General features: G+C 52.3%; 14 protein-coding genes. 13 read left to right on the forward strand and 1 reads right to left on the reverse strand.

Going from position 1 to position 12,796, the window contains the following annotated elements; all coding sequences use genetic code 11:
* The first annotated feature begins 10 nt into the window (after positions 1 to 10).
* The 3 genes from CPA45_RS19035 to CPA45_RS19045 are packed head-to-tail and all read left to right on the forward strand — an operon-like array spanning position 11 to position 3,465.
* Positions 11 to 538 carry a hypothetical protein gene (locus CPA45_RS19035; RefSeq protein ID WP_096654284.1) on the forward strand — a complete coding sequence of 176 codons (528 nt, stop codon included), beginning with the start codon at positions 11 to 13 and terminating at the stop codon, positions 536 to 538.
* Complete coding sequence (traD, locus tag CPA45_RS19040) at positions 535 to 2,727, forward strand: type IV conjugative transfer system coupling protein TraD (protein WP_096654286.1); 2,193 nt, start codon at positions 535 to 537, stop codon at positions 2,725 to 2,727. The genes CPA45_RS19035 and traD overlap by 4 nt, the downstream gene beginning before the upstream one ends.
* 39 nt (positions 2,728 to 2,766) lie before the next feature.
* Entirely contained in the window at positions 2,767 to 3,465 is a 699-nt protein-coding gene (locus CPA45_RS19045) for a TIGR03747 family integrating conjugative element membrane protein (RefSeq protein ID WP_096654288.1), read from the forward strand.
* 40 nt (positions 3,466 to 3,505) lie between these two features.
* Here CPA45_RS19045 and CPA45_RS19050 read toward each other — a convergent pair whose 3' ends face one another.
* Entirely contained in the window at positions 3,506 to 3,856 is a 351-nt protein-coding gene (locus CPA45_RS19050) for a hypothetical protein (RefSeq protein WP_208858556.1), read from the reverse strand.
* Positions 3,857 to 4,199: 343 nt separating this feature from the next.
* Between CPA45_RS19050 and CPA45_RS19055 the strand changes: the two genes are divergently transcribed.
* The 10 genes from CPA45_RS19055 to CPA45_RS19100 all read left to right on the forward strand — a co-directional run bounded on the left by CPA45_RS19055 (position 4,200) and on the right by CPA45_RS19100 (position 12,771).
* Positions 4,200 to 4,568 (forward strand): integrative conjugative element protein, RAQPRD family, encoded by a 369-nt coding sequence (locus CPA45_RS19055; RefSeq protein WP_096654292.1) that lies wholly within the window; start codon positions 4,200 to 4,202, stop codon positions 4,566 to 4,568.
* Positions 4,568 to 4,807: a TIGR03758 family integrating conjugative element protein gene (locus CPA45_RS19060; protein WP_096654294.1), complete on the forward strand. Its 240-nt coding sequence runs from the start codon at positions 4,568 to 4,570 to the stop codon at positions 4,805 to 4,807. Before CPA45_RS19055 ends, CPA45_RS19060 begins: the two co-directional genes overlap by 1 nt.
* Before the next feature lie 81 nt (positions 4,808 to 4,888).
* Positions 4,889 to 5,260 carry a TIGR03745 family integrating conjugative element membrane protein gene (locus CPA45_RS19065; protein ID WP_096654296.1) on the forward strand — a complete coding sequence of 124 codons (372 nt, stop codon included), beginning with the start codon at positions 4,889 to 4,891 and terminating at the stop codon, positions 5,258 to 5,260.
* Positions 5,261 to 5,283: 23 nt separating this feature from the next.
* Positions 5,284 to 5,664 carry a TIGR03750 family conjugal transfer protein gene (locus CPA45_RS19070; protein ID WP_096654298.1) on the forward strand — a complete coding sequence of 127 codons (381 nt, stop codon included), beginning with the start codon at positions 5,284 to 5,286 and terminating at the stop codon, positions 5,662 to 5,664.
* Positions 5,661 to 6,302 (forward strand): PFL_4703 family integrating conjugative element protein, encoded by a 642-nt coding sequence (locus tag CPA45_RS19075; protein ID WP_096654300.1) that lies wholly within the window; start codon positions 5,661 to 5,663, stop codon positions 6,300 to 6,302. The genes CPA45_RS19070 and CPA45_RS19075 overlap by 4 nt, the downstream gene beginning before the upstream one ends.
* Positions 6,299 to 7,135 (forward strand): TIGR03749 family integrating conjugative element protein, encoded by an 837-nt coding sequence (locus CPA45_RS19080; RefSeq protein ID WP_096654302.1) that lies wholly within the window; start codon positions 6,299 to 6,301, stop codon positions 7,133 to 7,135. The genes CPA45_RS19075 and CPA45_RS19080 overlap by 4 nt, the downstream gene beginning before the upstream one ends.
* Positions 7,132 to 8,574 carry a TIGR03752 family integrating conjugative element protein gene (locus CPA45_RS19085; RefSeq protein ID WP_096654304.1) on the forward strand — a complete coding sequence of 481 codons (1,443 nt, stop codon included), beginning with the start codon at positions 7,132 to 7,134 and terminating at the stop codon, positions 8,572 to 8,574. Before CPA45_RS19080 ends, CPA45_RS19085 begins: the two co-directional genes overlap by 4 nt.
* Positions 8,537 to 9,046, forward strand: a complete 510-nt coding sequence (locus CPA45_RS19090; RefSeq protein WP_096654306.1) for a TIGR03751 family conjugal transfer lipoprotein — start codon at positions 8,537 to 8,539, stop codon at positions 9,044 to 9,046. Before CPA45_RS19085 ends, CPA45_RS19090 begins: the two co-directional genes overlap by 38 nt.
* A gap of 3 nt (positions 9,047 to 9,049) precedes the next feature.
* Entirely contained in the window at positions 9,050 to 11,980 is a 2,931-nt protein-coding gene (locus tag CPA45_RS19095; RefSeq protein WP_096654308.1) for a conjugative transfer ATPase, read from the forward strand.
* On the forward strand, positions 11,977 to 12,771 hold the full coding sequence (locus CPA45_RS19100) for a thioredoxin fold domain-containing protein (RefSeq protein WP_096654310.1): 795 nt from the start codon (positions 11,977 to 11,979) through the stop codon (positions 12,769 to 12,771). Before CPA45_RS19095 ends, CPA45_RS19100 begins: the two co-directional genes overlap by 4 nt.
* The last annotated feature ends 25 nt before the right edge of the window (positions 12,772 to 12,796 follow it).

The raw sequence follows: 12,796 nt of genomic DNA on the forward strand, positions 1-12,796 counted from the left end.
GAACATTTCTATGCCCCTTCGACTACCAACCACTGCTTTTGACTCTCTAGATGTTCCTGTGATCGGCCATTTTCCTGCCCTACCTGCCGAAGATGAACGCCGGTTACTTGCTGCTCGCTTGCTGATGATGGCGGGCCTTTCGTTTCGAAAGCTCCAACGACCACTCAATGAAGATGCACTGATTCGACAGATTAGCTCCATTGATCGGCTGGATGCACTGGTGATTGATGTTGCCCTAGAGGTATTGCCGGCTGAGGTTTGGCACGATATTGAGGAGACGCTTGCGAGCTTCGGAAAGGATGCGATCCCTAAAATCTATCAAGGGCGCGACCGACGTCTATGTGGGTTGATACTGGTACTTCGCAACAGACCACTCAGTGACGATGAGGACTTGGTGAAGCTTTTCAGGGGATTTGACTCAGCGTGTCGTTACGATGAGGCGCACTACAACGCAATATTGGCGAATATGGCCGCACAAGGGGTGCTAAATGAAATTGCACATCTAGTGCTTGTGCATCTGGGGGAGCAGCAGCCTTGAAGCAACAACATCCCTTGGAGGCGCTGTTACGCCCAGCTGTGGAGTTAAATACCGCGATTGTCTGCGTAATGTGCGCGCTTTTATGTGTATTTGCTCCCTGGGCTCTCGCGTTGATACCCAGCGTTGGTATGGGGATGGGGGTAGGGTTTTTATCGTTTGGCGTGTATCGCGGCAGGCAGGCCTGGATTGTGTTGCGTTATCGCCGCAACATGCGTCGCCTGCCTCGCTTTGCCCTTCGAAGTGACCAGATACCAGTGAGTACGCGTAGCCTGTGGTTGGGAAAGGGGTTCAGATGGGAAGCTAAACACACACAGCGTCTGCACGAAAGTCAACAGCCAGAGGCTGCGCAATATGTGAAGCCATCCGGGCTTTATCGTTGGGCGCGCCGGATGGAAAACCGGTTAGAGCGGGTGCGGTCACTCTACTTTGTCATTCGTTTGTTGAGCGCGGACAGCGCCTTAAATCCATTCCGACCATTGCCGCCCGTTGGTGGTATTGCGGCGTTACATGCTGTTGAGTGGAAAGAAATTGATGTCAGGCTCCCGCTGGGCGAGCGAGTCGGCCACACGCTCGTCGAGGGGACCACCAGGGTCGGTAAAACCCGATTGGCTGAAACGATGATCACGCAGGATATCGCACGCTCTACGAACGAGGTGGTAATTTGCTTTGACCCGAAGGGTGATGCTGATCTGATGATTCGCATGTATATCGAAGCGCTGCGTGCTGGTCGCGGCGATGAATTTTACGTGTTTCACCTTGGCTTTCCGGAGATGAGCGCTCGCTACAATGCCGTTGGGCGCTTTGGGCGTATTTCTGAAGTGGCGACTCGAATCGCTGGACAGCTATCTGGGGAGGGAAACAGTGCCGCTTTCAGAGAATTTGCCTGGCGTTTCGTCAACATTGTTGCACGTGCTAGGCATGCGTTAGGACAACGACCAAACTACGAGCAGATACTGACTGACGTTGTGAACATCGATGGTGTCCTGATTGAATATGCCCAGGATACGTTAACAAAGCACCACCCGAATGCATGGGAGGTCATCAGTGGTATCGAAAGCCAGCTAAATGACAAGAATATCCCATTGGCTATGAAGGGGCGTGATAAACGCGTCGTCGCCATTGAGCAGTATCTGCAGCAGGTCAAAATTCGTGATGTGGTTCTAGAAGGCTTACGGTCGGCGGTGCGCTATGACAAGACCTATTTCGATAAGATCGTGGCGTCGCTATTGCCATTGCTTGAGAAACTGACGTCAGGACGGATTGCTGAACTACTGTCTCCCGACTATCACGACCTCGAAGATCCCCGTCCTATTTTTGATTGGCAACAAATTATTCGTAAGCGTGGCATTGTCTATGTAGCTCTCGACGCTATGTCGGACTTTGAGGTTGCCCAGGCGGTGGGAAACTCAATGTTTGCCGACCTGGTGTCCGTAGCGGGCCATATCTATAAGCATGGCGTTGATGATGGCCTGCCAGAGATTGCTGGAGGTCAGTCGGGGAAGGTGGCCATCAACCTGCACTGCGATGAGTTTAACGAGTTAATGGGCGATGAATTCATTCCGCTGATAAACAAAGGCGGTGGTGCAGGCATTCAGGTAACGGCCTATACCCAGACGATTTCTGATATTGAGGCACGGATCGGTAATGCTGCGAAAGCGGGACAGGTTATTGGTAACTTTAATAACCTTTTTATGCTGCGAGTACGGGAAGAGCGTACTGCTCGCACGCTGACTGATCAGCTCCGTAAAGTGAATGTGGCTAGCCGAATGATGGTGTCAATGGCTGGTGATAGCTCAGATGTTGATTCGGGCGTCGACTTTACTAGTTCCGGTGGAGATCGTATTAGTACGGTGCAAGTGCCAATGCTTGAGTCCGCTGATGTGGTGAGCCTTCCGAAGGGGCAATGCTTTGCACTGATGGAAGGGGGGCAGCTCTGGAAGATTCGTATGCCTTTGCCTTTGCCGGATAAGGGCGAAAACATTCCTAGTAATATCCATGACATTGCTGAGGGTATGCGCAGTCAGTACAGCACGGGGGATCGCTGGTGGGAGGAAGTGATGCCACCGCCGGTAAACTTTCAGGTACCTGCTGAGTTTCAGAATGGAAACCGTGTAGCTCTCTATCAGCCGCCGGGGGGCATCGCGGGGAGTGAACTAGAGGAGCGCGAAGATGCGGCCTGGAATGAGTAATACGTTGACGTTGATGCACGCGGTAAAAGGTGAGTACTGATGGCGACTGACTCAGCTAAACGTACACAAGAAAAGCGCGGGGGGCTGTTCTCCAAAACGCTAGGCATACCCTTTCAATTATTAGCCATTTTGTTTGTATCGCTCTTTTGCTCCATCTTGATTGAGTGGGTTGGCATCTACTTCCAGTGGTGGTCACAGCCTGGGGCTGAGCACGCTCGCGTTACGATGGAACGAGAAATGGGATGGCTGGATACGGAGTTTAGTCGTTCACTCATCGTCTCTCGGCCGGTGGAGGCTGCAACCTCTTTCGTTGGGCTGGTGTATGAATGGAGCTTTGTAAAAACAGGCATTGTGGGCTTGCTGGAGAGTAACCGCACCAGTGGTGGTTGGCTTGGAGCTGTTGCTGACTATGTACAGGCAGCGATCTACGTAACGTTAATGACCCTCACTAGGGTGGTAATACTGGCATTGACGTCGCCGCTCTTTGCGTTAGCAGCGTTGGTGGGGTTTGTTGATGGATTGGTCAGGCGTGATTTACGTCGTTTTGGGGCAGGGCGTGAGTCTGCCTTTGTGTACCATCATGCGAAGAAAATGGTAGGGCCAATCTTTGTGATTGGGTGGATTTGCTACCTCAGCGTACCGTTTGCCATCCATCCCAACGTCTTCTTGTTGCCATGTGCTGCATTATTTGGGGTATTGATCAGTATCGCGACGGGGTCGTTCAAGAAGTATCTGTAGGACAGAGAAGCGCTCCATAGAGGAGCGCTTTAGGACAAAATTATAGAAAGCGAATGGCGGCTAGCAGAATACCTGTCGTTGCTACCATCATGGCACCCAATCGGGTCGTCATTCGCAACTCTAAGCTTTTCATATCCTGTTTGAGCTCAGATCTCACCTCAGCCAAATCATGCTTGGTGGCATATGGCTCCAATGCATTATCGAGAAGTTGTTTTACTTCCTCTTTTGTCGGATGCCTGCTCAAGTCCTGCTTGGTCGCCAGGGTATGTTCCGCAGCTTCGCGAAACGCCTGTCCATGGGCTTCGGCAATGGCTTCAGCCTGGTCTTGAGCAAGCCCAGCCGTGCGCAATTTCTTGGCAAATTCCAGTGTATCGATGGCGTACATCGTCATCTCCTGTCTCCTCTAATGAGTATAGGGGAGACCTCACCCATTGGGGAGGTTTCTCCCCAATGGGTGGTTCGTGAAGTCTTACCTCAAATCGCCTAAGCGACGCTCCTTTTCATGAGGTGGGTGGAGCTTTGGGTGGGCGTCTCTATTGATGCCGGTTGAGACCACCGGGCTGTCATCGACAGCACGAGCAGTATTAATGCTATCGGGACTGCTACCCGTGTCAAGAATCCGCTCGATACCGCGCAAAAATACAATTGATTCGTCCTTAACATTATCCCGTTAAATGGCGTTGCAGTTCGCTCACCATGGTTAGCACACACATTGACATTGTAGAGCTGACCCAATGTTGCACTCACTCTCCCTGATACGTCGACGTCGCTATCCACTCGCTTTTGGATTGACCGTCGCCGTAGCGCTTACAGCTGTATTGCCTGATGTCGTTTTGGGTGATGAGGTACGCGACGAGATCCTGCGTCGTGATCTTGCAGTTATACAAACGCAGCTGGATCAGATTGAGGTTGTCATCCAGCGCTTGGAGAGACGTCAAGCGGCCACTAATCCAGTTAGCCACAGGTTCTATCTAGATACAGATCAACTGCGTCGAGATGTAAACCGCATTTCTGAAGGCATTGATGGCTATCTGGCTCCACCTCGCCTGCCTCCTCGTGTGCCTGTCCCGTTGTCAGGGGACTACTTGAGGGAGGGACCTTAATGTCTGCAGAAAGTGCTAGTGCCTTCCAAACAGCGGCTGGTTTTGATGGCACCACCATCTTTTTGATGCTTTCCGGAACAGGCTGTGTGGTCGCAATTTTGTGGGCGATGTGGACGGCTATGTCCGCTTACAAGGGATGGGTCAACGAGCGTGTTGATGACAACACCTTTGTCTACGCATGCCTACGAGTCGTGTTGTTACTGATCATATTTTACTGGGTGTTTTTACCTAGCGGATAGCTGCTCAGTAAGTGTGGCCGTTGCTGCTCAAACTCAATGAGTAGCTTATCAAAGAAGCGTAACTAACGGAGTAAGTTACTTATGAAGCAAGTTTCAAATGCATTTGGGTTTAATCGTGCAAAGCAGTTCCTGACATCATGGGGCGTTGCTCTGGTCATGGGTATGCCTGCAATTGCGATGGCGCAACTGCCGGAGATGGAGGCGCCATCGCAAGGTGGCGGTGGGCTCATTTCGACACTGCAGGGCTATCTGTATGATTTCGGGGCGTTGATTGGTTTGGTCTTGTGCACCATCGCTTTTCTGATGGTGGGCGCGTCTGCCGTCGCTTCGTTTAAGGAGGCACGTGAGCGTGAAACCTGGGGTAAGTTTGCTGTAACTGTAGTAGTGGGGGTTGTGCTGATCGTCGCGATCATCTGGCTGGCTACTGAAGCGCTCCCGATTCTGTCCCAGTAATCATCACTTCAGGAGTAGGCACTATGTCGACGATTGCGTTTATTCCTAAACGTCTAAACGAGCCGCCAGTTGTATTCCGGGGGATGACGGGGCGCGAGGTAGGCATGATGGCCCTAGTTGGTTTTTGCACTGGATTGCCCATTGGGGCGATGAGTGCCTGGCTGCTGCGAATGTTTGCCATGGTGCCTACGGTTGCGTTCCTAACTGCTGGTATTTTTCTGTGGTTCGGTGGAACGGTGATGCGGCGGCTGAGACGTGGACGTAGCACGGTTTGGCTCTACCGTCATTTTCAGTGGAAGTTGGCTAGTGCGGGGTTTCCTATCGGTGATGGAAAGTCGCTTATTACTCGCTCAAGTGTTTATAGGATACATCGAGAGAGAAACAAGCGGGGAGGTCGTGCATGAGCCGTTACCGTCATGCTTTATCTGCTCGGGATTCTCATATTCTGACACTACGCGGGATCATCGTAGCCTTGCTCGTCATTTGTACGGTGATGTGGTGGGGGTGGAAGTCCGCGCCTACAGAACTAACGATCCATAATCCACCTGATCTGCGTAGCGGTAGCACTCGTTCATGGTGGGAAATCCACCCGTCGAGCGTTTACGCATTCTCGTTGTACGTGTGGCAGCAAATCAATCGTTGGCCGAGTAACGGTGAAAATGACTACCGTCGCAATCTTTACGCATACCAGCATTTTCTCACTCCGTCGTGCCAGATTGAGCTGAACCGCGAGTATGAACAGCGACGTAATAGCAATGAGCTGAATAACCGAGTCAGAGGCATTTACGAAATACCTGGCAGGGGGTATCGACCAGAATCTGTTGAGATTTTGAGCAGGGATGCCTGGGTAGTAACCCTAGATATGGCTATCGACGAGCAGTATCGGGGTACTCAGGTTCGTGACCTGTTTATTCGTTATCCAGTGCGGGTTGTACGTGCAGATGTCGATCCTCAGAACAATCCATGGGGGCTGCAGCTGGACTGCTTCGCAAGGACACCACAGCGGTTGCAAATGCCCACACCCGAAGGAGGTGCGTCATGAGCCTGTTGCGCCTGTTGCGTCAAGGAGCATTGCTAGCTGTTGGGGTCATGATAGCCCAGCCTAGCTGGGCGGTTGAAATCATTGAATGGGAGCGCCGTCCTATGGATATCCCTCTCCCTGTTGGTATCGAACGTATTGTGATTCTCGATAGAAATGTCCGTGTTGGTCTGCCAGGACCAATTGCTAATGCGGAAACTCTTAGGGTCCAAAGTTCTGGCGGAGTGCTGTATCTACTGGCTCATGAGGCATTTGATGCCCAAAGGGTTCAGCTGCAGGACGTGGAAAGCGGGGAGATCCTATTAGTTGATCTATCGGCTCGTGACGGAGCTAGTGACGAGGATATCCGGATAGTCGAGGCAGAGGATCGAACGTCTCAGGAGACAGCACAGCAGCAAGGGCAGGAGTCGGCGCAGCAAGGCGTTGCACTGCCTCCTGTCCCGGTGGCGTTAACACGTTACGCAGCGCAGTCGTTATATGCGCCAATGCGAGCAGTTGAGACAGTACCAGGTGTTCGGCGAGTACCGATGCGCCTACCAGATAACTTGCCGACGTTAATGCCTGCCCTACCAGTAACGGCTAAACCGCTGGCAGCGTGGACGCTTAATGGTTACACGGTGACTGCTATACGTCTCACTAACAACGATGCTAGCCGTGCATTTGAGCTGGATCCGCGCTGGCTGCAAGGAGAGTTCTATAGCGCGTCATTTATGCACCCAAGTATCGGGCCGCAGGGAAGCGTTGAAGATACAACGTCGCTGTTTGTCGTCACACGAGGAAATGGTCTGGCTCAGTCGATGCTTCATTCTCCTCTGGATGAGGAGACTGGCTCATGACGCTTAAGAGCAATGGACTTCTGAAAATTTTGATCCCCGTGTTTGTGGTCATTGTGATCGTGGTGATGCTACGTGCCTGCAGTAGTAGTGGAACAGACACCGGCTCTGCTCAAAACCGGGAAGAAGATCCAACATTACAGTTGACGCAAGATGAGCTTCGAGCGCTCGGTGTTGAAGGGGATACCCCTCAGGATACTGTCGCGACACTCGTCGGACAGGTGCAAGCTATGCGCTCCGACCTTGAGCGTACTGCAGCGGAGAGTGAGGCACTGCGTAGTCAAAATGAGCGTCTGACCGAGCGCACACAAAATGTGGACCAGCTCATTCATGAGGCGCTACGTGCCGAGCGTGAGCGTCAACAAAATAACAGCCATCAGCGTAGTCGCGAAGATCAGAGTTTGTTGAGCTCAGTTCAACGTGAACTGAGTGATCTGCGACGACGCTTGGACACAAATTCTGCAGATGATGATTTGCCGATAGGACTCGGACTTGAAGGTGGTGGTTATGGTACCTCGAGCAGTTTGTCATGGGTTGACCCCATTGATGCACGCGAAATGCCCAGTCGAGGAAGCCGCCAAGAAGAGGTGATTTTTCCTACTGCTTTTGGAGAAGCAGCAGGTGCGGTGAGTGGTGCCGTTCAGGATGCAGCCAATACGGTAGAGCGTCGAGTAACTGGTCAGCCGCCTGCGTCGACGGTCGAACCAGTGTATACCGTGCCGCAAAATTCGACCTTGATGGGATCTCTGTCAATGACAGCACTGATCGGTCGGGTGCCGGTGGACGGTACGGTCACCGATCCCTACCCATTCAAGGTCATCGTCGGTCCGGACAACTTAACTGCCAACGGCATTGAACTCCCGGAAGTGCAGTCAGCGATCATGAGCGGCACCGCCAGTGGTGATTGGACCCTGTCATGTGTCCGGGGAGATGTTCACTCAATCACCTTTGTGTTTGAAGACGGCACTGTTCGTACTTTGCCAGAACCTGATGATGTCAACTCTGGAGGCGGCTCAAACAATGCCTCCCGTACAAAAATTGGCTGGCTATCAGACTCCATTGGTATTCCCTGTGTCAGTGGCCAGCGCAGTAGTAATGCAAAGCAGTTTTTAGGAACGCAGGCGCTCTTAACAGCTGCAGGGGCGGGTGTCGCAACGTTAATGAGTGACGATAGCGATATTTCCACGACATTCAATACAGATGGCAGTGTGAGCACGGCAATGTCTGGCAGCCAAGCAGCCCAGCAAATTATGGCGTCTGGCGTGAATGATATGTCGCGCTGGGTTAACCGGCTGTATGGCGAGGCGTTTGCAGCGATTTTTGTACCACCGGGCCGAAACGTGGCCATACATATCGACCGGGAGCTACAGATCGATTACGAAACACAGGGCAGGAGGGTGCATTATGACCGCGATTTATCGCTCGGCTACGACATGCCGTAAGAAGCTAATCAGTGGGATTGCGTTGACATTCGGGCTGAGTTTTTTGAGCGGCTGCGCCACGTCAAAAAATGATATGTGGGATTTAGACGGGTCTCCGACGATGCAAGAGCTGTGGCAGCAAGGCGGGACTGGTGGGGTAGGTGATGATTTAACCCAACGCGGCTTGCTTGACACTCGTAGCGAGTTACGTCGTGGCATTGATGATGGTGCATTGATCGATCAGCGGGTTAATTACACCCGCTCGGCAGCGAATGAGATCTATAGCCAGTTTTCACGACTACCGAATCCTGACCTGGTGATGTATGTGTTCCCGCACCTTGCTGGAGCAGATCCGGTTCCGATCCCTGGTTATTCGACTGTGTTCACTCTCTATTCCCGACCACAGTACGCAATGCCGGGGGAAACTGCTCGGCCTCAAGTGCCTGCCCAGCAACACGGTCATGTCAGCGTAGAGCTGGTTGGGAGGCAGTGATTGATGTCAGCCTTTGATTCTTTTATGAGCACGCTTTTTCCACCGACAGGCCAAAGCCAAAAGAGCAAGGAGCGGGATCAGGGTGCCAAGTTAGGCGCTGCAGATGAATCTGTGAAGGTCTCACCCCAGGTAGAAGCGCTGCTTACCGATCTAAGCGGACGCCCACTCTCCTTGCCGCGTGGTAAACCCATCACCGAAAGTAGCTTGCGTGTTGCTTATCGCAGGGCTCCGAGTTTTGCATCGCAGCTACCCTGGGTTGAGTATCTGTCCGAGAGTGGCTGCTTCTTGCTCGAAGACGGGGTATCAGTAGGTATCGTAGCGGAGGTTATTCCTGTCCCGACCGAAGGTCGTAGTGAAGAGGCACTGGAAAATGTGCGCGACATCATTTGTTCAGCATTACAGGACTGTCTACCCGAATACGACCACCACCCTTGGGTACTACAGCTATATGTTCGCGATGATACTGATCCGCGTCCAGATTTAGAAAAGTTACGCGCTTATACGCGCCCTGGATTGCTAGATACCCAGTTTACTCAGGCGTGGCTGGCTAGCATGGATGCGCATATGCGAGCGATTGCGAAGCCAGGCGGGCTGTTTGAAGATGATCGAGTCACTCAAACGCAGTGGCGTGGACAATCAAGGCGTACTCGCTTGGTACTTTACCGTCGTCTGGGCAGTGGTAAAGCCAAAAAGATGGGGGAGCGAAAGTCGTTAAGCAATCCTGAGGATGCAGTGAATCAAGTTTTTGACCGCTTGGTGACCTCGCTCCAACCGGGCGGATTGACCTTTCGACGCTATGATGGCCGAGATTTTCATCGTTGGTTGATGCCTCGTTTCAATCCTCGACCCCGCACCTCGCCAGATGATCCACAACGTTTTTACGATGTATTTGACTATCCTGATGACGATGACCGTTTGCCTCAATACGACTTATCGGAGGGGTTGCTTGCCAGTTCTCCGTTTGGCGATGTTGATAAGGGGCTTTGGTACTTTGATGGAATGCCTCACGCTGTCGTCCCCGTCGAAGAAATGCGCCAGATACCTAAGGTTGGTCACATCACTGGCGAGGTGACGAGAAATAATGGCCAAAGCGGTGGAACAATATCGAATGCATTGCTGGATTTGTTACCAGAAGGCACTGAGGCTTGCTTAACTGTTGTCGCGACGCCCCAGGAGCCTCTTGAAGATCATATTGATAAGCTGCGCCAGAAAGCCGTTGGCGGCACTGTGCAGGCACAAAAAGTAAGAGAAGATTGTGACAAGGCCCGCAAATTTTTAGGTGATGATCACAAACTGTATCAGTCCTCCCTGGTGTTTTATGTCAATGGTGCTGATGAGCGGGAACTGGAAAAGCGCTTATTGGAACTTACGACGCGTTTGACTAGCGCCCAACTGAAACCAGTTGATCCTGAAGATGAAGTGGCTGCACTCAATAGCTATTTGAGATGGCTGCCGATGGCGTACGACCCTGAGCTAGATCGCTCTGGGTGGTACACCCAGATGAACTTTGTGCAGCACATTTCCAACCTGACGCCTCTCTTTGGTCGTGCTAGGGGCACAGGAAATCCAGGAATCAGTTTTTTTAACCGAGGGGGTGGGACGTTTAATTTTGACCCGCTAAACCTGGATGACCGAGCGGCCAATGCGCATATGTTGATTTTTGGACCAACCGGTGCAGGTAAATCAGCAACGTTGAACGGTATTCTCAGCCAAGTGATGGCCATTCATCGTCCGCGGCTCTTTGTCATTGAAGTCGGCAACTCCTTTGGCATGTTGGGTGACTATTTTCAGCGTAAGGGAATGACGGTAAATAAAGTGCGCCTGGCACCTGGCTCAGGTGCGTGTTTACCCCCATTTTCAGAGGCTCATCGTCTGCTTGATGCAGAGATGGAAGCAGCCCGCGTTGAGCGCGACAGGGAAGATCATAACCCTTACGAAGAAGCCTCCGTGGATACCCTGGTTAAGGATGCTGACGGTGACAGTGAGGGCGATGAACGTGACTTGATGGGCGAGATGGAAATCGCTGCGCGTCTGATGATTACCGGCGGGGATCCTAAAGAAGAGGCTCAGTTTCGGCGTTCAGACCGACGCATGGTCAGGGATGCGATTTATCGGGCAGCCCGGACGTCACATGCGGCTGGTCGTACCTGTCTGACCGAAGATGTTCGGCAGGCGTTTCGTGAAATCGCTAACGACTCGGAATTGCCAGAATCAGCACGCGAGCGTGCGTACGACATGGGGGAATCACTTGGACTCTTCGTTGATGGCTTCGACGGAGAGGTGTTCAACCGGGCGGGGAAGTCGTGGCCAGAGTGCGATGTGACAATTATCGATCTCGCTCACTACGCACGTGAGGGTTATGAAGCTCAGCTGGCCCTGGCGGTAATTTCAATTACTAACATGATTACAAACCTAGCCGAACGTGAGCAGTTTTCCGGTCGACCTATCGTGCAAGCAGTTGACGAGAGTCACATCGTCACCGTCAATCCTCTGTTGAGTCCATTCTTCGTTAAAGTTGGCAAGATGGGCCGTAAGCTATCCCATTGGCTCTGGTTTGCGACTCAGAACTTGGAAGATTTTCCGAATGCTGCAGAGAAGCTGCTTAACATGGTTGAGTGGTGGATCTGTCTAACAATGCCGCCTGACGAAGTCGAGCAGGTGGCACGTTTTAAGAGCCTGACACCTTCCCAACGACAGTTGATGCTGTCGGCCACCAAGGTCAACAAGAAGTACACCGAAGGCGTCGTCTTATCGACGCGGTTAGAGGCGTTGTTCCGCGTAGTGCCTCCGAGTCTGTATTTGGCGTTAGCAGGTACAGAGGGGGATGAAAAAGCCGAGCGTGATCGCGTGATGCGTGAGCTTAAGTGCTCCGAACTAGATGCAGCCATTGAGATTGCTCGCAGGCTGGATGAGAAGCGGGGAATTGTGACATGAAGAACGGTTTGAACCGCACCTATTCTTGTGCGGCCACTTTTACTTTGACTGCGGCTCTGGGGGTAGTTCTTTGTACCCCATTGGCTTCTGCTTCGGATAAACATCAAGCACAAGAGCTAGAGGAGACCCACGAAGAAATAATGATTGGTGGCCAGGCCGTGACTCCTAAGCGCATCGGTGAGGCCCCTATGGAGGGCTGGGATGAGGTCGTGCTGCCTTCAGGAGAGATTTTCTATACCGACTCAGAACGTCGATACCTAATTCTCGGCACGCTCTACGAGAACGCTGACGATCGCTTAGTCAATGTCACGGAAATTCTTCGCCGCCAGGAGCGTATTGAGGCCCTTACAGACCTGCGGGATAGTTTCATCACATTCCAGGCTTCCAATGAAGAAATAGGCGAGATTACGGTGTTCACCGATACCAGCTGCTCATATTGCGGGATGCTGCACGGTGACATTGATGCCATAAATGCGGCCGGAATCACCGTTAACTATCTGCCGTTTCCCCGGATGGGGCTCAATAACCCAGTGGCTCAGCAATTATCGGAAATTTGGTGCAGTGAAACCCCTCATAAGGAACTGAGTACAGCGTTCAATCCGGGCTTGGCCGTGGAGAATGATGGGCAAGCATGGGATCGGTGCGGAGAAACCGTAGCAAGTGCATATTCACTCGGCCACTCTTTCGGCGTCGAGGGCACACCGGCCATCGTGCTCCCAAATGGGGAGATGGGTGAGGGATACATGCCTGTCGAGCACCTTGTGCATGCCGTTATGTCGAGCGGTTCATAGAAAGCCAACGCGTTGGGTTAACGTT

This window comes from Vreelandella nigrificans, from assembly GCF_002374315.1.
Lineage (GTDB): Bacteria > Pseudomonadota > Gammaproteobacteria > Pseudomonadales > Halomonadaceae > Vreelandella > Vreelandella nigrificans.

What these genes read in the sequence shown, in the direction of transcription:
- CPA45_RS19035 (WP_096654284.1), top strand. Translation starts at nt 11, where the DNA reads ATGCCCCTTCGACTACCAACCACTGCTTTTGACTCTCTAGATGTTCCT.
- CPA45_RS19045 (WP_096654288.1), top strand. Translation starts at nt 2,767, where the DNA reads ATGGCGACTGACTCAGCTAAACGTACACAAGAAAAGCGCGGGGGGCTG.
- CPA45_RS19050 (WP_208858556.1), bottom strand. Translation starts at nt 3,856, where the DNA reads ATGACGATGTACGCCATCGATACACTGGAATTTGCCAAGAAATTGCGC.
- CPA45_RS19055 (WP_096654292.1), top strand. Translation starts at nt 4,200, where the DNA reads ATGTTGCACTCACTCTCCCTGATACGTCGACGTCGCTATCCACTCGCT.
- CPA45_RS19060 (WP_096654294.1), top strand. Translation starts at nt 4,568, where the DNA reads ATGTCTGCAGAAAGTGCTAGTGCCTTCCAAACAGCGGCTGGTTTTGAT.
- CPA45_RS19065 (WP_096654296.1), top strand. Translation starts at nt 4,889, where the DNA reads ATGAAGCAAGTTTCAAATGCATTTGGGTTTAATCGTGCAAAGCAGTTC.
- CPA45_RS19070 (WP_096654298.1), top strand. Translation starts at nt 5,284, where the DNA reads ATGTCGACGATTGCGTTTATTCCTAAACGTCTAAACGAGCCGCCAGTT.
- CPA45_RS19075 (WP_096654300.1), top strand. Translation starts at nt 5,661, where the DNA reads ATGAGCCGTTACCGTCATGCTTTATCTGCTCGGGATTCTCATATTCTG.
- CPA45_RS19080 (WP_096654302.1), top strand. Translation starts at nt 6,299, where the DNA reads ATGAGCCTGTTGCGCCTGTTGCGTCAAGGAGCATTGCTAGCTGTTGGG.
- CPA45_RS19085 (WP_096654304.1), top strand. Translation starts at nt 7,132, where the DNA reads ATGACGCTTAAGAGCAATGGACTTCTGAAAATTTTGATCCCCGTGTTT.
- CPA45_RS19090 (WP_096654306.1), top strand. Translation starts at nt 8,537, where the DNA reads ATGACCGCGATTTATCGCTCGGCTACGACATGCCGTAAGAAGCTAATC.
- CPA45_RS19095 (WP_096654308.1), top strand. Translation starts at nt 9,050, where the DNA reads ATGTCAGCCTTTGATTCTTTTATGAGCACGCTTTTTCCACCGACAGGC.
- CPA45_RS19100 (WP_096654310.1), top strand. Translation starts at nt 11,977, where the DNA reads ATGAAGAACGGTTTGAACCGCACCTATTCTTGTGCGGCCACTTTTACT.